This is a genomic window from Pseudomonas sp. B1(2018) (genome assembly GCF_003097365.1).
Taxonomy (GTDB): Bacteria; Pseudomonadota; Gammaproteobacteria; order Pseudomonadales; family Pseudomonadaceae; genus Aquipseudomonas; species Aquipseudomonas laurylsulfatiphila.
The window spans coordinates 199587-220240 of the sequence record NZ_PYUK01000005.1 but is presented as its reverse complement, the minus strand read 5'-3'; the positions used below and the strand labels follow the sequence as shown (position 1 = coordinate 220240).

Sequence of the window (20654 nt, the reverse complement as noted above, 5' to 3'; positions counted from 1 at the left end):
CCGCCTCGGCGGAGTTTTTCATTTCTTGCACAGTGAGTGTCCGGCATGGATAGAAATATCGCGTACCAGTTCACTGCCGGCACTCAGGGGTTTGACCGCGCAGTTGAAAGCATCGAGCGCAACATGCGTGACGCTCGAACCACGCTCAGCCGAGAGTTGCGGGCCATCAACACGGACATGGTCGGTAGCCAGGCCCAGATCAGCAAGTTTGGTCCGGCGGTGAATGATGCCTTTGCGGGCGTCGCCACTGTTATGCGCTCTGGGCTTGGCGGTGTAGCCGCGGGCATTCTGGGCGTGTTTGGACTCGGTGCCTTCAAGCTGGGCCAGATGGTCAGTGACAGCAAGGATGCGGCGATCGAGCAGCAGGCCGCTTATCGCGGCTTGGAGGCGGTGGCCAACCATGCGGGCGTCGGTATCGGCCGGGCCATGGATGAGGCCAACAAGCTGGCCGCCGATGGCCTGGTCAGCGTCGGGGATGCAGCCAAGGCTTTGCAGAATTTGCTGAGTCGTGGCTACAGCGTTGACCAGGCGGTGTCGGTTATCAACCGCTTGAAGGACGCTGCGGCGTTCAACCGACAAGCCAGCCTCAGTATGTCCGAAGCGGTGGTGACCGCGACCGAGGGCTTGAAGAACGAAAACTCGGTGCTGGTCGACAACGCCGGGGTAACGAAAAACGTCGCGAAAATGTGGGACGAGTACGCCAAGAGCATTGGCACGTCGCGCGACAAGCTCAGCGATTCGCAGAAAATTCAGGCCGAATACAACGGGATCATGAAGGAGACCGAGGCCCAGGTCGGCAATGCGCAGAAGGCCGCCGAAGGTCTGACGGGGAGCCAGGCTGAGCTCGACTCGAGGAGCAATGAACTCAAAGTCACCATTGGCACTGTCCTCGAGCCCGTTTTCATCAGCTTGAACAAGCGTCTGGCTGAAACCGCCAGTTGGTTCAATGGCATTCTCAAAGGCATGACGGGGGTGGGGCTGACCGTCGAGGAAGTGTCGGCGAATGTCGCTCGCTATGAAGCGATGCTGGCAAACGTTGACAACAAAGGGTCGCGGGGTGGAGGAGGCAGGGCCCAGCTCGAGGGCACGCTGCAGGAAGAGCGTCTGTTGCTGGAGAGTATGCAACTCACCTCTACGAAGATCGATCAGGTAGACGCCGGCATGCGCTCGCGCATGGCACGAATCGAGGCGCAGCGAGCCAAGGTCGCGGAAATGGCGGCGAGCGGCGATACCGCGCTGACCAAGGCTCCCCAGCAAGGGCGCGTCGCTCCCACCGCCTATGGCATTGAGATCGCACGCCTGACCAAGCTTGAACAGGCCTACGCCGCTGCCGTCGAGCATCGCAAAAGCCTGATTCAAACCACTACACCACCGCCGGCGAAAACGGACGCTCCGACCGCACCGACTGGGGCGGCAAAGTCCCGGGTCAGCCAGTGGTCTGAAGCGCTGGATGCGCAGAAGGTCGCGCACGCGCAGTTGCAGTCGGAGCAGGGGACCTTTCTGAAGTTCTCGCAACAGCAGGAAATGGACTACTGGCAGGGCATCCTTAAACGGACTGACCTCAGCGCCTCCGAAAGGCTCACGGTGCAGCGCAACTACCTGGGTGCCTTGAACGGGCTTCGGCGTCAGGACGAAGGCAAAGCGTTTGCCGATCTGCAAGCCCAGGCCCAGCAGTACCGCAACAATATGGACGCTCGGCTGCAAATTGCTCAACAGACGCTGGATCGCAGCCGGCTGCTTTATGGCCAGGACTCCCAGGAGTACCAGCGGGCGGCCTCTGAGGTGGTGGCGATCGAGCGGGAGAAACAGCAACAGATCACCAACATGAAACAGCAACAGTTCGGCGCCGACCAGCAGGCCCGGTTGGCGGACGTTGCCCATGCAGAGCAGATGGCGCAGCTGGATCTGCAAGCCAACCTGATCACCCAAGGGCAACTGCTGCAGGCCCAGGCGGAGTTTGAAAAACAGCGGTATGCAATTGAGGCCCGGGCGCTGGTCCAGCGCAAGGCGTTGCTGGAGCAGGACCCCGATCGCAACCCGGTCGCCCTGCAGCAGGTCCAGCAGCAGATTCAAGCCTTGGAGCAGACCCACCGCAATAGCATGGCTGTCATTGGCCGTCAGCAGACGATGGAGTCCCGGAGCAACTGGACGGGCATGGTCGATAGTTTGCGCGGGAGCTGGTCCGGCGCCATGAATGGAATCCTGAGCGGCACCATGAACACCCGCGGACTGTTGAATGGGTTGTTCAGCAGCATCGGTGGCGCGTTCATCGAGAACATGGTGACCAAGCCGTTGATGGCCTGGATCTTCGGTGAGACGGCGAAAACCGGTGTGACGGTGGCCGGCGTTGGCATGCGCACCGCGGCGGAGGCGGGCGGGGCTGCAATGTCCGTGGCGATCTGGGGCGCCGCAACGATCAAGAACATCATGGCCAGTGCCTGGCAGGCCATGGCCGGCGCCTTCGCGGCGATGTCGGCGATTCCCATCATCGGTCCCGCCCTTGGGGTGGCGGCGGCTGTGGCGGCCGGTGCGTTTGTGTTCGGGATGGTGAAGAACGTGGCGTCTGCCGAGGGCGGCTACGACATCCCGGCAGGTACCAACCCGATGACCCAACTCCACGAACAGGAAATGGTTCTGCCCAAGCAGTACGCCAACGTTATCCGCCAGGCGGCGAATGGTGAAGGCCAACTGGGGGGCGGTGGAGGCGGGTATCACTACCACGACAACAGCGGCCGTCTGACGCCCTCGGACATTCGTCGTAACGCTCGAGTGTTTGCCGAGGAAATGCAGAAGCTCAAGCGCAACGGTGCCATCAAGGCATAAGGGGTAATCATGCTTTTAGGGCCTTTTTTTCCGGCACGCTGGATTGCGGGCTTTCCGGATCGCGGTTTGATGGCGGATGACGTGTTGCCGCATATGCCCGGGCAAACGTTGCTCGCGAAGAAGGCGCCGGAGTGGAGCACTGGAGTGCAGAAATCGGTGAGTGGTCGACGCCGAACGACGGCGTATTACTCGGCGCCGTTGTGGACGTTCCAGATGAACTACAACGCGATTCGCAAGCGACCAGGTCTGGACGAATGGTCGCGGATCTTGAACTTCTTCAACGACCGCAAAGGGCAGTTTGGCGAGTTCCTGTTCTTTGATCGCACCGATCACCAGGTCAACAAGCATCGGTTCGGTACCGGCGACGGCATTACCCGAACCTTTCAACTGTCCCGGGCCATTGGCAATTGGGTCGAGCCGATTTATGGCGTCGTCAACATCGAGCGCTTGAGCGTGGCCGGCGTGCCGGCAGCGGGCTTCACCGTCGATGCACTGGGGCAAATCACCTTTACCCATGCACCGGCCAGCGGTGCGCCGCTGGAGTGGACGGGGGGGTTCTTTTTCCGTTGTGCCTATGACTCAGACGCACTGGATAGCGCGCAGCCATTCGGGAAGATCTGGGAAATGAAAAACATCTCATTCACGAGCATCAAGCCATGATCGCAGCCAGTCCTGAGTTGCAGCAGTTTTTGGCCACGGCGCGCAGCTTCGTGATGGCTGACTTGTACACCATCACCCTGGCCAGCGGGCAGGTCCTGCGCTACACCGACGCCGGCATCCAGCTTTATGCGGGCGGTGTGAACTATTCGGCATCCGGCCCGCTGATCAAGCGTACGGGTGTGCGGATCGTTCGAGGCATTGAGGTCGACACCTTGAGCGTGACCTTGTATGCCGGCGTTGATGACACGCTACTGGGCGAGCCGGTGCTGGCGTTCATTGCCGGTGGTGGTTTCGACGGCGCGACCCTGACGCTTGCCCGGGCGTTCATGCCCGACTGGGGCGGATCCGTGGTCGGCACTGTGATCCGTTTCATCGGCCGAGTGGCAGGGGTCGAAGCGGACCGCGAACAAGCCACCGTCGAGGTCAAGTCGCCGATGGAGTTGCTGGATACCAAGGTGCCCAAAGGCGTTTACCAGCCCGGCTGCCTGCGCACGGTGTACAGCGCGGATTGTGGGGTGAACCGCTCGTTGTTTGAGACGGCCGGCCAGGTGTTGGCGGACACCACAGCACTGCGCATTCATACCAATCTCTCCGCGGGCAACGGATGGTTTGACCAGGGCGTTATCCGTTTTGTGAACGGTGGTAATGCCGGCGTTGCGCGCACGGTGCGGCGCCAGTCGGGGGACGGCGTGGTCAGTTTGATCCTGGGCCTGCCAGCGGTACCGGCACCCGGGGATCAGTTCCTGATTTATCCAGGTTGCCCACGCACGCTGGATGCCTGCACGAACAAATTCGGCAACCGCGGCCGTTATCGCGGCATGCCCTTCATCCCGGTAGCGGAGACGTCCCTATGACCGACCAGGAGCAGCAGCAACGTGACGCGGTGCTGGCCGAGGCTCGGCACTGGCTCGGAACACCCTACCAGCACCGACAGCACCTCCACGGTGTTGGAGTCGACTGCGCCTGGTTGCTGATCGAGGTGTTTCATTCGGCGGGCCTGATGCCGCGAATCGATCCGGGGGCCTATGCGCAGGACTGGCACCTGCACCGAAGCCAGGAGCTGTACCTGGGCTGGCTGGACGAGTACGGACATGAGGTCGAGAGCCCGCGGCCGGGGGATGTCGCGATCTGGAAGTTCGGGCGCACCTACAGCCACGCCGCCGTGGTCATCGATGATCACCGGATCATCCATGCCTATCGCGATATCGGCGTTGAAGTGGCCGACATGCGCGAAGAGCGTTTTGTCTGCCGGCCCGTGCGCTATTACACACTTGATAATTACGGAGGCAGCGATGGGGGGCAGCAGCACCACGATCTCTAACAGCGCCACGCGCATCAACGCCATGCAAATCCAGAGCAGCGCCGCAGGCAAGCCGATCGCCTGGATGGCCGGGCGCAATCGCATCAGTCCCAACCTGATCTACTACACCGACTTCGAGGCAGTCGCCAAGACGACCAAGACCAAGACCGGCGGCAAGGGCGGCGGCGGTGCGACTCAGAAGGACACGACTTACACCTACTATGCGGCGCTCATTCTGGCGATCGGCCGGGGGTCACTTAGCGCGGTTCGCCGGATTTTCCGGGACAAGGAAGTGTTCGAGGAAAAGGTTGTAGGGGGTGTCGTGCAGTCGTCCCTGGCCCAGATCGGTTTTAGCTTTATGACCGGCTCGCCCGATCAACCGGTATGGGGCTACCTTGCAACCAAGCACCCGGCCGAGGCGATCGCTTACTCGAGTACGGCGTATGTGTATTCGCCGCGTTACCTGCTCAACGATAACGCTGGCGTGCAGAACCATACCTTCGAAGTTGATGGTCCCTACCAGGTGCCGGGATTGCCTGACGCGAACCCTGGGCTTTTCTTGCCGGCGTTGCTGATGGATCCGCTGGACGGTGTCGGGTTTGATCCGCAGTGGATCGACGACATGAACAACTATCGGGATTACTGCCTGGCAGAGAACCTGCTGCTCAGCCCGGTCCTTGATGAGCAGGCCGCGGCCAGCGAAGCCATCGCCCGTTGGTTGCAGTTGACCAACAGCGAACTGGTCTGGTCAGCAGGGAAGATGAAGATCATTCCCTTCGGTGACCAGGTCGTCACCGGCAACGGCGTCACCTGGTACCCGAATGTCACCCCGGTGGCGGATCTGACCGATGATGACTTTCTGGCGGAGGAAGGGACGCCACCGATTCAAATCAAGATCAAGAGCCAGGCCGACAGCTACAACGAAGTGACCCTGGAGATCCTCGATCGTGATCATGAGTACAACACCGACGTAGTGCGCGGCCTTGATCAGGCGGCCATTGAGCAGTTCGGTTCCAGGCCAATGGATACCATCAAGGCTTACGAGATCTGCAACACGGCGATCGCGTCGCACGCTGCTCAGTTGCTGGTTCAACGCAAGCTCTACATCCGCAACGAATACCAGTTTTCCTTGGGCTGGCAGCATGTGCTGCTTGAGCCGATGGATCTGGTCACCGTGACTGAGCCCGGGCTGAACATTGATCGCCGTTTGGTCCGGCTGATGTCGATTGAGGAAGATGAGGACGGCAAGCTCACTGTCGTTGCCGAAGATGCCCTGCTGGGTGTCGGCAGTGCGCCGAACTACCCGGTACAGAGTAAGGCCGGGTATCAGGGCAATCAGAACGCTGCCCCAGGTCCCGTGCTGGCCCCGATTATCTTCAATCCACCCGATAGCTTGTTGCTTCCCGGCGAGACACAGGTCTGGGGAGCGGTGGCCGGTGCCGACGAAAACTGGGGAGGCTGTGAGGTCTGGATCAGCGCTGACGGCGACAGTTATCGGATGGTTGAAAGCATATACGGGCGCGCCCGAATTGGTCAGCTCACCGCGCCTCTCGCCGTCGGGGTGGATCCTGACGTCACCAACACTCTAAAGGTGCAGTTGTCAGCCGCTGGCCAGCTCACAGCCGCAACGACCACCGAGGCCGACAGCGGTGCCACATTGTGCTGGGTCAACGGTGAGTTGATCAGCTATCGAGATGCAACGCTCACCGGGGCTGGAGCTTACAACCTGCAGTACCTGCGACGCGGGCGTCTCAGGTCCTCCGTGATCAGTCATCCGGTGGGTGCCCCATTCGTTCGCCTTGATGATGCGATCTGGAAGTACAGCTACACCGTGGATCAGATCGGAAAAACAGTGTGGGTGAAGTTCCGCTCATTCAACGTGTTCGGGAGAGCCTTGCAGGATCTGGCCGACGTGACGGCCTACAGCATCACCCTCAATCCGGCTCGGGTAGTTCCCACTGCGGCGCAAGGTTTGTTGTTGGTCGGGGCGTTCGAGGCACCGTATTTCGCCGTTAGCTGGACCGCCGGGAGCAACGCGGCGGATCGCATCATCAGGATCCGCAACGCTTCTAATAACGCCTTGCTGCGTGAAGTCATCACCACCGGCACGACGTTCACCTATCAACGAGCTGACGCGCTGGTGGACGGTGCTTTGGTCCGTAGCTATCGCGTGGAAGTCATCGAGCGGAACTCGGCGGGCAATGCGGCGGTGACGGCCTTGGTGGTGATCAATACGGCGCCGCCGGCAGTCAGTGGCGTTGCCGCAACGGTGACTGGCACCACTGCGAACGTGAGCTGCAGCACCAGCTCGGCCCCGGACGCGGCGGGCTACATGTACGTCTATTCAACCGTGTCCGGCTTCGATCCGACCATTTCGGGCACCGTCGGGTATCAGGGCGCTTCGGTCGCTGGCCAGATCACAGGCCTGGCGCCGGGTACGACCTACTACTTGCGCGCGGCGGCTTATGACACCTGGAGCAGCGTTCGCTCGCAACTCAATTTCGCCCCGGCGATAACCTTTACGACCTGACAGAGAACAACTATGCAACCCATTCAGTTCTTCGCCGCAAGAGCCGAAGACGGTGCCCTATTGCCTGATGCAACCGTGGATGTGTTCGCCCATGGTACTCAGGACCGCGCCGTCTTGTTTTCGGATTCGGCGGGCACCGTTCCACTTGAGAACCCCTTGCGCGCTGATGCCAACGCCCGCGTGTTCTTCTATTCGACGACCAACCGCATCGATATTCGGATCAGTCGTTACGGCTACGTAGCGCCGATGTTGCTCGACATTTCGACTGTGGATGTGGCTACAGCCGTTGAGCAGGTTCGAGGGGAAATCGATCAGGTTCTTGATCAGGCGAGAGATGATTTCGAAAACTTGCTGCAGCACTCCGGTTACGAAACTGTTTTTCTTGCCTATGCCGGGGGCGTAGTTGTCCAACGCCAAACCCAGCTGGTGCAACGTGATGGCGAACTTTATCGAGTGGCCGATCAGGCCACGCTCCCGCTGACGCTCACTGGAACCTGGTCGATCGATAACCTGAAGCTTTTGGCTGTGGGTGACATCTCACTTCGCCAGGTTCTGATGAGTGCGCTTGGCGCTCAGAATATTTCGATCCAGATCCCTGGCGCCAACACAGTTGTGCGCAGTCTCTATAGCAAGGTTCAGCGCGAAATTGAGTTTGCTGGCTATGTTGCCGGTGGTGCTGACGATACCGTCCAGTTCAAGAACATGCTGGCCGATATCCCGAATAAGACGACCAGCCGCCTGATCACTATTGGCGGCCTTAAATCCAGCTACAGCGCCACCACGCCACGGGTGATTGTGCGTTCAGCTGACCTCCGCATTTCTGACGAATTGGCGATTCCACCCTACGTAAACCTTGAGGGTGAAGAAGTCCTGATCACGCAGAACGGCGGAGTCATGAAAGATATCTTCGCGGGTGTGGCTTACCAGTGGAAGATCCAAGGTTTCAACTTTGTAGGCGGTCGCAACCCGATCAACTTCCACAACGACAACATCAACTCGGCCATGGTCGAGATCATGGATTGCGACATCATGCTGGCCGACGGTTTCGCGATTAACACCTTCGCCACTGGCGCAGATGCCCTTGGTAACGCATGGTCCCACCTGTCTACCGAGTGCAACCTTCACAAGGTGCGCATTCTCTCGTGCAAGCAAGCGATCAACAACGCTTGCGACCATATGAGCGTCAATCAGAGCTGGATTCAACAGGACAAGTCCAACATGGCGCCCTCGACGGCGGCCATCATCAACAAGGGTACGTCCCCCAGCGACCCTAACGCCCTGACGCGCTTGCACATCAAAGACACGTTCATGATCCCCAACATGGGCACCGTGGGCGTTGACCGGGTGCCCAATGTCCGTTGGGTCGATAACTACGGCAGCTTCACCGCCTCACACACCCGTTTCGGCGGCGAAAGCGGCGGCATGCAAATCGTTGCTCATATCGGCGCACCAAATACCCAGTTCCCCTGGAACAGTACGGAAGTTCAGCTATTCCACTGCTTCTTGTTCGCGGGTCCTGATGGTCTACCTGATTCGTGCGTGATGGCGATCCAAGGCCATATCCCCAACCGCTTTGAGATGCGCGGCTGCACCGGTCCAGTGTCGGGGCCAATCATCGCCAACCTGTCGTCGACCAACATTCCGGCTTACATGGCGGCGTTTGAGGCCGCGACCGGCAGAAAGGCTTACGAATACTTCAAGATTCTCATCGACGACGTGAGCCACGACCTGAACGCCTACACACCGCAACGCCAGATCATTCCGGCATCGCTTCTGCCGTATTCCTTGCGCGGGCGCTCGACCAAGATCCGCAAGACCAATCAGTCGATCAGCAACGGCCTGGCGATCAACCTAATATCGTTCGCGACGATTACAGAAGACAACGTAGGCGCCTTTTCGCTGACTAACCCTACGCGTTTGGTCATGCCGAACGGCTGCTCGAAAATGACCATCACCGTATCGGTAATCATGGCGGTGGATGGCGCGGCGAAGTACATCGCCGTTGAACTGGTCGACTCGGGCGGCACCTACGTCGATGGAGAAGGCGAGGCGAAGGGCGTCAACCCGGATAAGGATCGCATCAAGACCGTATTCAAGGTGTCCGGTGCACCGGGGCAATATTGGCAGTTGCGCATCCGTCACAACGCGGCGGCGGCATTGAATATGGACGATTGCCAAGTCGATATTTCGCCGAACGACTACCAGGGATGATGGCGGCCAGCGACGCACGAAAAGCACATCGTTAAATGGTGCCCAGATGAGTAGCCGCCTTGAGCGGTTTTTTTGTACCTGAAATTTGAAGACCCGCCTTCGAGCGGGTTTTTTTATGCCTGGAGAAAAGTGATGACCGTATCCGATAAAGACCGTGACATTCTCGCCCGCACGCTGTGGGGCGAAGCCCGCGGTGAATCCCTGGCCGGCCAGATCGCCGTGGCCTGGACCATCCGCAACCGCGTGAACGATGGCAAGGACAAATCGTGGTGGGGGGAGGGCTATGCCGGCGTGTGCCAGAAGCCCTACCAGTTCAGTTGCTGGAACAGGAGCGACCCGAACTTTGCCTCCCTGAGTGGCGCCAAGCCGATTCCGTTCCGTGAGCTCGCACAGGCGCGGATTGCCGCTGACCAGGTGATCGATGGAAAGGTGCCGGATCCCACCGGAGGTGCCACGCACTACTACGCGACTACCATGCCCAAGCCGCCGGCCTGGGTAAAAGGCGCCAAGGAGACGTTGAAGCTCGGCCATCACATTTTCTTTAAGGATGTGCCATGAGTCCTGGTGCATTGAAAGGCGCCCTGGCTGGCGTTCTGCTGCTGGTGCTGGCCGCCGCGGGTGGTATCTGGAAGGTGCAGGACTGGCGCTACGGAAAGCAGCTGGCCGAGCAGGTGGGGCTGCACCAGTCAGACCTCGACGCCATCAACAATGCTGCCGCCACCGCGCAACGGACCGAGCAGGACAAACGTCTCGCCCTCGAGCAGCGGCTGTCGGCCAGCGAACAAACCCATTACAAGGAACTGAGCGATGCTCAAACGAAACAGGCTCGCCTGCGCGATCGCCTTGCCACTGCTGATTTGCGGCTGTCAGTCCTCCTCGACAGCACGGATTCAGCCAGTGGCTGTTCAGTGCCAGCCGGTACCGGCGCCGGCGGCGTGGTTCATGGAGGAACGCGCGCCCGACTTGACCCAGCGCATGCTCAACGAATTGTCGCCATCACCGACGCCGGCGACCAAGGACTGATCGCGCTGGGGGCGTGCCAGGCGTACGCACGGGAGGTGTCTCGCTAGGGCGTTGAATACTAATCGTTGCAGGTCGGTATTGGCATGTTATTTTGCCGATGTGTAGATTGTCCATTTGTACGATTTGTAAGTTCATCGGGGAGCATCGGATGTATCGCCAGGAATTAATAGAAATTTCTAACGAGCTATTTAGGTGCGAGCGTCCGTTTCGGCACGGGAAGGTATCGATTAACGTTCCTGATCACTTAATAAAGAAAATGCAGGATCTGCCGCCAATAAAAGAAATTATCAAAAATAGCGTGAATTTAGGAACCGCATCGAGATCTGTAGGGGTGAGCGTTGTCGCCGAGTTGCTTGTAATCGGAGCACTGAATAATGGCATTGAAAAGACGGTTGACTCCTTAATTGATTATGTAAGTCAAGATTACACCCCTTGCGTACAAGTTTTGATGTTGCGAGGAATTAAAGTTGTTCGTTCTGTAGAGCTGTTTGATGGTGTCTTTATTGCCAAGCCTGAAGATGTTCCGTCGTTACCGCTGATTCGACATCTTAATGATTATAAATTACGGTTGCATACAGGAAATTTTGGCGTGATGTCACCCTTCAATGACTATCAGTCTGATGATCCGCCAGACTCTGTTATTTACAAGGTGATTAATGCTAAGCCAAAGTTTTTTCCTTTTGATGCTGACTTGAATAAGTTTGAAGTTGAAGCGAAAAAATATTTTATTGTGGGAACAATCTCAAATTTACTTCCGTTGATTTTTCCAGAAAACTCAATTCGCCATAGTTACTATTCTGGGGCACTTAGAAATTCATTTTTAGAGTCACTTGATCTATGCTCTTGGTCATCATCGGGGTGGGCTGATTTAGGGGTTGGATCTCGGGAGGCTACAGATGAAGATTTGGAAAGTTTCCGAAATATCCTGTCTAAATACTTAGCTCTAAGTGATGATCGGCGCTCAAAACTCGATGTTCCTTTGCATAGGCTCAGGGAGGCTGCCAGGCATCATAATCCAGTAGATAGGGCGATAGATTTAGGTGTCGCTTTAGAGGCTCTGCTTTTGCGTGACCAGCCTGATCAAACACAGCTCGCTCTTCAGTTTAGACTGCGCGGGTCGTGGCTGTTGGGAAAGGATTTAGATGAGCGTAAGAAAATATACAAGCTTCTCAGGGATGTGTACACCTATAGATCGACTGCGGCGCACACAGGCAAACTAACTTCAAAAATAAAAGAACATGAGTATGCCTGCGGGAGACTTACTGAAGGGCTTAAGTTGTGCGCAGATGCTATCAAGGCTGTTATAAATGCAGGAAATATTAACTGGGAGGACTTATTGCTAGGAATGGATAATGGTGACGAGGCTTAAAGGTTGAAGTCAAATAGTAAATTACTGTTTTGGTGTCGAGATTTACGTACCATTTTTGTACCAATTGTAGGGGGGCATGCCCCTGAAGCCCTTTAACCCCCAGTCCAAAAACGCCAGCAAACTCGCGCATGTACTTCAGAGCTATCGGCTCTGCCGCTTCTCCCTGAGCAGGCGCTGGTTTTCCTCGAACAGGTGCGAGTTCTGATGTTTAACGTTCGCCAAGGCGCGGAGCTCACTGGAGAGTTCGGTTACTTGAGCATGCCCTCGAGCCACATCGGCCATGGCATCGGAAAGCTGCACTCGAAGCGTATTGCACTCCTTGGTCGCTTCGGCGTGCATCTCGACGAGTTTGAAGATGTTCTGTCGGGCCTGGCGAAGCTGCAGGGTCAGTTCCTCGACTTCGTTCTCGATCATCCGGAGTTGATGCCGGCAGGTTTCAAGCGATGTCGGGCAGCCGAGCCAATCGCTGGTGTCTTCGATTTCGTACTGTTCCACGGTCACACCTTACGTATACTGGTGTTATATACAGTAGTTGAGGTGTCGCGATCAGGCGAGAGGAAGGCGACGAACTGCTGGGTCGGCATTTCGGCTTCGTAATTTCATCAACGTAAAAAGAGCGACCGGATTGGATGCGTCAACATCCAGCCCGGCCGCCGTTCCCGCAGATGGTCCCTGCAAGCCCGGCCTAGGCTCTTGCTCCGTGCACAAAGCGCGGCGAGCCTAGCACCTGTTTATATATACAGTAAAGGTCTTGCACTCTATGTCCACACCAATCATCCCTTGGATGGGCGGCAAACGCCGCCTGGCCGACCGTCTCATCCCCCTTTTTCCGCCTCACGAATGCTATGTCGAAGTCTTTGCCGGCGGAGCCGCGCTGTACTTCATGCGCCCCCAGGCCGCGCCTGTTGAAGTCCTCAACGACATTAATGGCGACCTGGTGACGCTCTACCGCGTCGTGCAGAACCACCTCGAAGAGTTCGTGCGCCAGTTCAAATGGGCGCTCAGTTCGCGCCAGGTGTTCGAGTGGCAGAAGATGACCCGTCCTGAAACCCTCACGGACATCCAGCGCGCGGCCCGATTTTTCTACCTGCAGCATCATGCCTTCGCCGGTAAAGTCACCGGGCAGACTTTCGGTACCGCGACCACCGGCCCGGCCATCAACCTGCTGCGGATCGAGGAAAACCTCTCAGCTGCCTGGCAACGGTTGTCTGGCACCTACGTCGAAAACTTACCCTGGCTCGAATGCGCGGAACGCTACGATCGTGCCCATACCTTTCACTACATGGACCCGCCGTACTGGCAGACGGTCGGATACGGCGTGGACTTTCCATTCGAGAACTACGAGCGGATGGCCGACTTCATGCGTCGCTGCAAAGGCAAGGTAATGGTCAGCATCAACGACCACCCGGACATTCGGCGGGTGTTTGAAGGGTTTCACTTCGAGACATTGGAGATCCGTTACAGCACGACGAATCAGCGACAGGTGAAAGCTGAGGTCAGCGGCGAACTGGTCATCATGAACTGGGTACCGGCATCTTTGGGTGGGCTGTTTTAGCTATCAAAGATGCTCGTTCGTGTAGTCGGGTGTTGAACACTGAACATCCGGTCGGCCGCGTAAGCCTCGGCGAGCGCCAGCGAGGGTGATGTTGGTATATTAAATTAATAGATTGGGTGGTGGCGTTCGGCTATATTTTATTGAGCTGCTGTGATATTTAGATAATTTGGTGTAATTCATTGGGGGTTGCTGATGCTGTTTGATAAATTTGTTGAGCAGGTTTCAGGTTATTGGAGGCAATATTTTTCAGCGAAAAGTTTAGAGAAAGACAAAGGTCGCCTGACTTTTCCTGAGGGGCATGAAGTTCTTTTTCCTAATATGATTCTTTTTACGAATTGTTCTGGATACTATACTTGTGAGCTCCTCGGCGTTTCCGAAAAATACACTGGGCTTACCCTCAAGCGTCATAGTGAAAAATCTATTTACAGGTATCTCAGTCAGTTTGATGATGATGAGCCTGATCCTATTTTTCGAATTGATGAGTTTTCTAGAAGCGCAGGTATAACATTTTCGCAAACGTCGGACCTAGACAAGGTCGCCGAGAGGTTTCCTTGTGTTGAGCTTACCAAGTCTGCCTTGGTGCGCGAAAATGGTAGCGGAAGTTTGTTAGGTTTTGGCGAGCGGTTTCAGTATTGTATTTTAGATGAATGTCTTTTTGTTAATGTGCGTGAAGAGTACTACAGGTGCAAAAACGTACTTCATTTAATGATAGTCAAAAATAATGTTAACTCTGGCGGCTTAGAGAATATTTTTAAATTTTACATGGGGGAGAAAGAAGTTCATGGCATGCATTGCGTGCCAACTGAGGATGTACAAAGGCAGTTGGTAGCGGGGCAACTGCAAAATCTATTTTTGTTGCGGGGATTGCATGAGACAACGTTGGGTGAATTTTTTCGCCTTCATCCGGAGGTCGTGCATGGAGCCTTTAAAACAACGAATTTTCTTTATGAGCCTTTTCTTAATTGGATTGAGCATGATGGTACTTGCGAAGACGTCGCTATAAATCCTGATCTTTTGGTAAGGAGAGAGGACGGTTTTTATGATATTTACGACCTAAAAACTGCCTTGGTTGATAAGCAGAATGTGACAAAGGGTGGGCGGAAACGTCGAAGATTTATTGATTATGTTGAAGAAGGGGTAGCTCAACTTGCAAATTATCGAGAATATTTTACCTATCCTGAAAATGCCAAGTTTGCTAGAGAGAAGTATCAGATTGAGGTTAATGCGCCAAACTTAGTATTGGTGGTGGGTAATTGGGATAATTCAGATAGTGACGAAGTGTTCCAAGCGTGTCGTCGTTATCCAGATGTTAAAATTATAGATTACGATACGCTTTGCCATCTTTTTCTGGGGGCGACCGCAGACAAGCGTCAATAACAATGTCGGCCATGCCATATTTTTCATACCAAATATGGCAATGGTGCGATCCACACGGTCCGCACGTGGTGCTTGTTCTGCACTCGGCATAGACTTCGTTTCTGGTCGCTTTGCGGGGCGCCACTGTATTCCTGATGGAGTCACACTTGGCATTTTTATCTTGAGGGTGAAGCGACTGATGTCGGAGGTGGATCAAATGTGGAAAGGAGGCCGCTCACTTGTCTGAAAGGCGCGCATTGCGATATTTGAGTTTATTGGCTTGAGAGCGCTGAACAGTACGCTTGATCATGTGAAAATCTTTTGACTCGCTCAAGACTCGGTTAACAACGAAAATAGGTGGCGCGGTACGCAATGAGATTGCCTTGAGTTGAGGTGTGAAAGGCTGCTTGTCAACTTTAATGTAAGCGACGGTCTCACCAAAATAGAGGCGGTATGCGTTGACACCGAACCACTTTTCACGTCTTGGATCAAGCATGGCTGTAGTGGGAATATGCTCACCTTCATCGCGCCATCGTGATAAAACGGCATCAAATACTGGAGACAGGGCAGTGGTATTAGTGTTTAGCGCTGCGCGTGCCAGAGATTCGTGAGGGCCAAGATTTACTTTTGAATAGAAAGGATGTGACGATACTGAGGCTCGCCATAGAACGGCCACTAGAAACTGAAGTAGTCGATTTTTGTCTACTTGAGAGGATTCAAATCCTAGGGTTTCGCCATTGCGCTCAAGCGGCTGAAAATATTTGTGAAATTTACTAAGTAATGCGTCGATTCCGTAGTTATCGATACCGTCAAAATTCTTCTCGCATACGTTGCACAAGATTGTATCGTCATATACACCAATTGGCGCGTGCTTTGGAAAAAAGCCAGGTTCGCTAGAAACCAGAAGTGGCTTTTCCCCATCAACTCGCAGCTCACGAAAGAAGGCTTCGGGGATCGCGTGTGCTTTGACGAGTTTGTGCTGTTGCAGACAGAGCATGCAGGTATTCATAAGAGGCCTGTGAATCAGAGTTATTGGTAACAGACGCAATTCCTGGTGAGTGAAGTTCAGGCAAGCTAGTTCGATTGTTTCTGGTCAATCGGTCGATTGCAGTCACTCGGGCGTCATCAGCACCGCGAGCGTCATCTTGATGAACTCATCATTCTTATCGATTGCCTCTAGGGCGCTGCGCACGTTGTCGGCGACCTCTGTCGAGCCATGCTGCTCGACCCAGTTCGAGAGCTCCATGATGGCGGCTTCGAGGGCAAGTTGATTTTCGTTGAGTTTGAATAGCAGGGAAGGGAGCAGATCTGCGTTTGGCACGGGTGTTTCCTCCATGAAGAGGAAAGGGTAGCAGGATGTAGACTAGCTGGAAGCGGTCTGTAGCAGCGATTTATATTCGTAGTCGTTAGGGTTCCCTAGCGCGACCGTTAACCCGAGTGGCAGCTTGGTCGGGGATGGGGCAAAAATGGGGCAAACGCACGATAGCTGAGCTTCCAATGATGGCTTGGCGAGGAGTGATGTCGGTCAGGCTGAATTCGGAACGCTCAGTTTTCAACATTGGTGGTACAAAATTGGTACGCATTGGATCTATTGTGGCACGCTAGCCTTTCTGCTTGTTGGAAAGTAATTCCCACCTTATCGCACGCTATTTGGCCGGAAGACATGATGTTTGACCCATATATTTCAATACTTGAATCACTGCTTAAGGCTTGGAAGCGTGATGACAAGCACGTACGGGCAGCACTGAGATTAGCAGTTGCCTTAACGGCAGTCGGGATACCTATAGCGGTGCTTGGTGAATCAGGAGGTCTTGACAAAGTCATCGCTCAGAGAGTCGCTGCTACGCTTCTCGTGCTAACAGGGCTCATTGGCTGTGGTGTTGTGGCCTATCAGACGCTAATCGACCGAGAGGCTCGAGAGCAAATAATCGAAACCGTAGAGCGGCGTGTTCGAGAACACCCCGAGAAACCACAGCTGGCTTGGGATCTCGCGCGAGTCAAACTCGAAAGCTATCTGGATCGTAACCTTAGTCAGGTCCAATCAATTTATTGGCTGACCTTAGTCGTTATGCTCTGTGGCTTTGCGTTCGTGAGCTATGGGCTATTTCAAGCATCTCAGAACCCAGAAAAACTACCTGTTTCCATCGTGGCCGCTGCGTCCGGTGTACTTATCAGTTTTATTGGTGGCTCGTTTCTTCTGATCTATCGATCAATTTTGGCTCAATCAAAGGAGTACGTAACGGTTCTTGAGAGAATCAACGCCGTTGGTATGGCGGTCCAGGTCATTGCGACAATTCCTGAGGCCAGCGCAGAGCTTAAGAGTCAAACGAAGGCCGAGCTTTCAAAGCAGCTATTGAAGCTGTACGCACACTCTGCGACTCCTGGTAGCGATAAATAAATCTTTCAGGTGGCGAGCAAATCAAAGTGAAGATTGTCGGTGCTCGATTCCTTTTTACTGTTTAAATATACAGTTGTGTGGGCGCGCCATTTGACAGGAGCGGGTACAGATGAAAAGAGTTCCGCAACCACAATAGAGACGCTTGATCTGACTGGGTTACAGCTCTTTAAAAATCAGTAGCTTGCGGAACGCATCGCATGCTAACCTACTGATCTGCTTAGCTTTGTTAGTGGATTGCAAATCCGCCTACGCCGGTTCGATTCCGACCTCGGCCTCCACTAATAAACAAGCTCCGTAGATCTATGATTTACGGAGCTTTTTTATTTGCAGTAGCCTGCAAGATTTAGTCTTGAAAAGGGTATTTGCGAACTTGCTTCACCGGGGCGGGATGTATATATTTCCACCTCTGCTGCACAGGCGTCAGAACTGCCAGATCGTTATGTGGCAAAAACCTGGACGCTTCACCGCGCTACCGCCCGAATGGCGAAACTGGTAGACGCATGGGACTTAAAATCCCCCGCTCGTAAGGGCGTGCCGGTTCGATTCCGGCTTCGGGCACCATTTAAAATCAAGGGTTTGCGGGCGAAAGCTGATGCAAACCCTTGTTTGTTTCCGGTTCGCAATTTTAGATTTGGTTCGCAATTCACTTAGTTGGCGAGACTTTTTTGCCAATTCGGTTGCGGATGTACTGCTCGGTCATAACTACGGTCGTATGCCCAAGTTGATCTCTGGCCTGCAAAATGTCGCCGCTTGATTCCGCCTTGTCCGTACCGGCTTTGGCGCGTAAATCACGCATTTGAAACTCGGACTTCGCAACACCAGCCGCTTCCCTGGCCAAGTCAAATCTCCCTCGCAGCATTGCCACCGACATTGGTGTGCCATCCTCTGTAACGATCAGCCGTGTTGAGCGGACCTTATGTTCTGACTTTCGGTACATGATCCGATCAATCAAAATCTTAAGTTCTCCTGTGATCTCAATCCGCCGTTTGGCGTTTGTTTTCCCCTGCAGCACCCAGATTTGCCCGTCGCGAACATCTCGTTCGTCCATTAAGCGTGTGTCTGTGACCCGCTGACCGGTGAGGTAGGCAAGATCCATTGCATCCTGAAGGCCGCTATCTGCCTTCTCATACACTCGTTTGAACAGCGCGTCCTCGATGTAGATGTCTCTACCTGTTTCCTTGTTGCCCTTAATCCCAGCACATGGGTTGGCCAGAGCCGTATATCCAACGTCCCTGGCGAAGTTCCAGATCGCGCTGAGCAGGGCCTTTTCGCGGTTAGCTCGAACCGGTGCGGCCTTGCGCCATGTCAGGTACTGGCGGACGTGCAGTGGCTGGATTGTTTCGAGGGGGGCTGGTGGGTCATCGAAAAATGACATCAAGTTCTTCAGCTCCCTGATATTGTCCTTCTGTGTCGCCGGCTTTTTCGTTGGCACAACGTCGATCATGTATTTTTCGGCCACATACCTGAACGTGATCACTTTGGCGACTAAGGCAGTCGCTGTGCGGTCACGCTCAAGTTTGGCGTATTCCATGATCGCCAGGCCGTAATCGCTACCCAGTGCGATCTCTTTCCGGTCCTTTCCGCCTATCTCGTAGTAATAGAAAACCCGGCCGCTGGCTTTTTTCCGCTCTCGCAGTCGGGCAATTGAGCCCGGTTTACTTGGTCGTCGTCCCATGTCAGCTAGCCTTGCGTGGTTTCCATTCTAATTTTTCTGCTTCAAATATTCCGACCGCTGTTACGGCCATTGCGGTGACGCTTGGCCAGCCATTCACCTTGATGGTGTGCCTGACGCCGTTTTTCTTCAGGTTGAGGATTTGTCCTGCCTTAGTCCGCGCGCCCGTGAGCTCGCAAACCTCCTCGTGGGAAAGAAACTGGATGTTCATGAGCTGCTCCATGCCGTGCGTGGCGGCAGAGGGTGGGGGTGGGTCAGATGATGGCGGTTAGCGTTTGGCTGCTATTGGCATGAGTGGTAGTCAGATACATGACAGGTCGACTTGGCGGCCGGATGATGTTCAACGCTTGGACAAACTTCTCGCACGACACCTCATCAGTGCCAGGGAGGATGGTGGTGCAGAACAGCTCTCGCTTATCGTCGTCCTCAAGCTGAGCGGAAAGCAGTAGGGCGATCTCATGCTCTCGGCAGATCGCGATGATCTTTTGGACCAGCGGGCTGATTTGTTCGTCGTACAAGTTTTCTTTGGTCATGAGGATTCCTCGCCCGCCGTTCACCGGCAGGCTGGTAAGTGGATTGTGAAATCAGATGAGGGGCGTCAGGCGAGCTGATCGGGTGCGCTAAGGTTTATTGGTCCGCCTCACCAGTTGCGTTACACACACTCTCCCCTGAGGTAACTGGTGGGGTGGACCCTTACTTCAATGCCGTGGCCCCGCGCTGGCGAAAGTTTGAAGCTGTGATGCAATATCTTGGTTTGTGGGTTAATGTCGAACAGCTCACCCCGTAGGGGCGACGTTCGCACGATGCTCCCTCGGGCAACTGGGCGGGGTGGGCTCTTTCTCTTCGCTGCAATCTTCGCTGACCGGGCTTTCTGATCTACTGCCACGGCCTGCCTCTTCAATTCTGTGGGCCGGCAGATCCAGCCATGTCTGTCGCCGGCGCTGGCGCACCTGGTTGCTGATGCTTCTCATGCTGCCCTCTGCTGATTCCAGACTCCCACGGCGTCGAACACCTGGGCGGCTTGTTCTTCAGTCAGCGATATTTCGGCGGGAATGGCGATCCAGCCCGAAGCAATCCGATGATTCGGATTGCTCTCGGCGACCAGGTCTTTGTAGGTCTCCTCGATCACTTTTTCGAGGTGCGCGGCCAGATAGTTGCCTTGGGGAGCAACCTCTACTGATTTAGTGTAGCGGTGCCCTTGTTGATCGCGACACTGGACGCTGACATAGATCGTCCAGCGGTGGGCAATGTCGCAGACTGCTTCTGCCATGCGCTGCCCTGGCGGGATGCTCTTGCAGCTCTTTCTGTTGATCATCCCTTGGCGTCCGCTGGGGTCGATGTGGACCACCGCGACGTGATTGGCATTGAGCAGTGCCCGGCTCGCTCGCTCTAACCGGGTACGCATGTTATTGGGCTTTCGCTTTTTCATAGCGTCACTGCAATCTGGCGATTGGCTTTTGCTTCAAACTGCATGGCAAGGTCGTGAGCGGCCTTGTAGGTACCACTGAAGGCGCAAGTCTTGCCTGTGGTGAGGTCTTTAATCTGGTACATGCCGAAGCTTCCGCCGGCGATTTGGTAGCGCACCGGTTTGGCTGGGGTTGGTCGTCCAATACGGGCGAAGTACCCGACCCGGACGGCACTTGATTGTTGCAGCGGCACACCGAGGTCATCGATGCGCTCTTGAAATGATGGATGCATGGTCGATCCCTCGGAATAGGTTAGATGTATTCATCAGCACTCCGACCACCTGCTGGTGG

General features: G+C 55.2%; 20 protein-coding genes and 1 tRNA gene. 13 read left to right on the top strand and 8 right to left on the bottom strand.

The window, feature by feature from the left end; genetic code table 11:
- Positions 1–45 precede the first annotated feature (45 nt).
- The 9 genes from C9422_RS10120 (at position 46) to C9422_RS10080 (ending at position 11916) form a co-directional block, all read left to right on the top strand.
- Positions 46–2823 (top strand): hypothetical protein, encoded by a 2778-nt coding sequence (locus tag C9422_RS10120; protein WP_116580553.1) that lies wholly within the window; start codon positions 46–48, stop codon positions 2821–2823.
- A gap of 9 nt (positions 2824–2832) precedes the next feature.
- The gene (locus C9422_RS10115; protein ID WP_116580552.1) at positions 2833–3483 is read left to right on the top strand and encodes a DUF2460 domain-containing protein; all 651 of its coding nucleotides are present in this window, start codon (positions 2833–2835) and stop codon (positions 3481–3483) included.
- Positions 3480–4337, top strand: coding sequence for a DUF2163 domain-containing protein (locus C9422_RS10110; protein WP_116580551.1), 858 nt, complete (start codon positions 3480–3482; stop codon positions 4335–4337). The genes C9422_RS10115 and C9422_RS10110 overlap by 4 nt, the downstream gene beginning before the upstream one ends.
- Positions 4334–4804 (top strand): CHAP domain-containing protein, encoded by a 471-nt coding sequence (locus C9422_RS10105; protein ID WP_116580550.1) that lies wholly within the window; start codon positions 4334–4336, stop codon positions 4802–4804. Before C9422_RS10110 ends, C9422_RS10105 begins: the two co-directional genes overlap by 4 nt.
- Positions 4776–7313, top strand: a complete 2538-nt coding sequence (locus C9422_RS10100; protein ID WP_165824761.1) for a phage tail protein — start codon at positions 4776–4778, stop codon at positions 7311–7313. Before C9422_RS10105 ends, C9422_RS10100 begins: the two co-directional genes overlap by 29 nt.
- A 12-nt stretch (positions 7314–7325) precedes the next feature.
- The gene (locus C9422_RS10095; RefSeq protein ID WP_116580548.1) at positions 7326–9524 is read left to right on the top strand and encodes a hypothetical protein; all 2199 of its coding nucleotides are present in this window, start codon (positions 7326–7328) and stop codon (positions 9522–9524) included.
- A 132-nt stretch (positions 9525–9656) separates the two neighbouring features.
- Positions 9657–10082, top strand: a complete 426-nt coding sequence (locus tag C9422_RS10090) for a cell wall hydrolase (RefSeq protein WP_116580547.1) — start codon at positions 9657–9659, stop codon at positions 10080–10082.
- A complete protein-coding gene (locus C9422_RS10085; protein ID WP_116580546.1) occupies positions 10079–10594 on the top strand; it encodes a lysis system i-spanin subunit Rz in 516 nt (171 codons plus the stop codon). The genes C9422_RS10090 and C9422_RS10085 overlap by 4 nt, the downstream gene beginning before the upstream one ends.
- Before the next feature lie 101 nt (positions 10595–10695).
- Positions 10696–11916: a HEPN domain-containing protein gene (locus tag C9422_RS10080; RefSeq protein WP_116580545.1), complete on the top strand. Its 1221-nt coding sequence runs from the start codon at positions 10696–10698 to the stop codon at positions 11914–11916.
- A 141-nt stretch (positions 11917–12057) separates the two neighbouring features.
- Here the strand turns inward: C9422_RS10080 and C9422_RS10075 are convergent, their stop codons facing one another.
- Positions 12058–12411, bottom strand: a complete 354-nt coding sequence (locus C9422_RS10075) for a hypothetical protein (RefSeq protein WP_116580544.1) — start codon at positions 12409–12411, stop codon at positions 12058–12060.
- A 265-nt stretch (positions 12412–12676) separates the two neighbouring features.
- Between C9422_RS10075 and C9422_RS10070 the strand changes: the two genes are divergently transcribed.
- On the top strand, positions 12677–13471 hold the full coding sequence (locus C9422_RS10070) for a DNA adenine methylase (protein WP_116580543.1): 795 nt from the start codon (positions 12677–12679) through the stop codon (positions 13469–13471).
- A gap of 192 nt (positions 13472–13663) precedes the next feature.
- Positions 13664–14848 (top strand): DUF4263 domain-containing protein, encoded by a 1185-nt coding sequence (locus C9422_RS10065; protein ID WP_116580542.1) that lies wholly within the window; start codon positions 13664–13666, stop codon positions 14846–14848.
- 214 nt (positions 14849–15062) lie between these two features.
- Here the strand turns inward: C9422_RS10065 and C9422_RS32010 are convergent, their stop codons facing one another.
- Positions 15063–15824: a hypothetical protein gene (locus C9422_RS32010; RefSeq protein WP_133249005.1), complete on the bottom strand. Its 762-nt coding sequence runs from the start codon at positions 15822–15824 to the stop codon at positions 15063–15065.
- 114 nt (positions 15825–15938) lie between these two features.
- Complete coding sequence (locus C9422_RS10060; RefSeq protein WP_116580541.1) at positions 15939–16148, bottom strand: hypothetical protein; 210 nt, start codon at positions 16146–16148, stop codon at positions 15939–15941.
- Positions 16149–16493: 345 nt separating this feature from the next.
- Between C9422_RS10060 and C9422_RS10055 the strand changes: the two genes are divergently transcribed.
- Together C9422_RS10055 and C9422_RS10050 are read left to right on the top strand one after the other, a co-directional pair.
- Entirely contained in the window at positions 16494–17225 is a 732-nt protein-coding gene (locus C9422_RS10055) for a hypothetical protein (protein WP_116580540.1), read from the top strand.
- 474 nt (positions 17226–17699) lie between these two features.
- A tRNA-Leu gene (locus C9422_RS10050) sits at positions 17700–17786 on the top strand.
- Positions 17787–17868: 82 nt separating this feature from the next.
- On the opposite strand, the gene C9422_RS10045 is transcribed toward C9422_RS10050, so the two are convergent.
- The 5 genes from C9422_RS10045 to C9422_RS10025 form a co-directional block, all read right to left on the bottom strand.
- Entirely contained in the window at positions 17869–18900 is a 1032-nt protein-coding gene (locus C9422_RS10045; protein ID WP_116580539.1) for a tyrosine-type recombinase/integrase, read from the bottom strand.
- Position 18901: 1 nt separating this feature from the next.
- Positions 18902–19108: a DUF4224 domain-containing protein gene (locus C9422_RS10040; protein WP_116580538.1), complete on the bottom strand. Its 207-nt coding sequence runs from the start codon at positions 19106–19108 to the stop codon at positions 18902–18904.
- A gap of 43 nt (positions 19109–19151) precedes the next feature.
- Positions 19152–19430, bottom strand: a complete 279-nt coding sequence (locus C9422_RS10035; protein WP_116580537.1) for a hypothetical protein — start codon at positions 19428–19430, stop codon at positions 19152–19154.
- A gap of 434 nt (positions 19431–19864) precedes the next feature.
- The gene (locus tag C9422_RS10030; RefSeq protein ID WP_116580536.1) at positions 19865–20326 is read right to left on the bottom strand and encodes a hypothetical protein; all 462 of its coding nucleotides are present in this window, start codon (positions 20324–20326) and stop codon (positions 19865–19867) included.
- Entirely contained in the window at positions 20323–20595 is a 273-nt protein-coding gene (locus C9422_RS10025) for a hypothetical protein (RefSeq protein WP_116580535.1), read from the bottom strand. Before C9422_RS10025 ends, C9422_RS10030 begins: the two co-directional genes overlap by 4 nt.
- Positions 20596–20654: the final 59 nt, after the last annotated feature.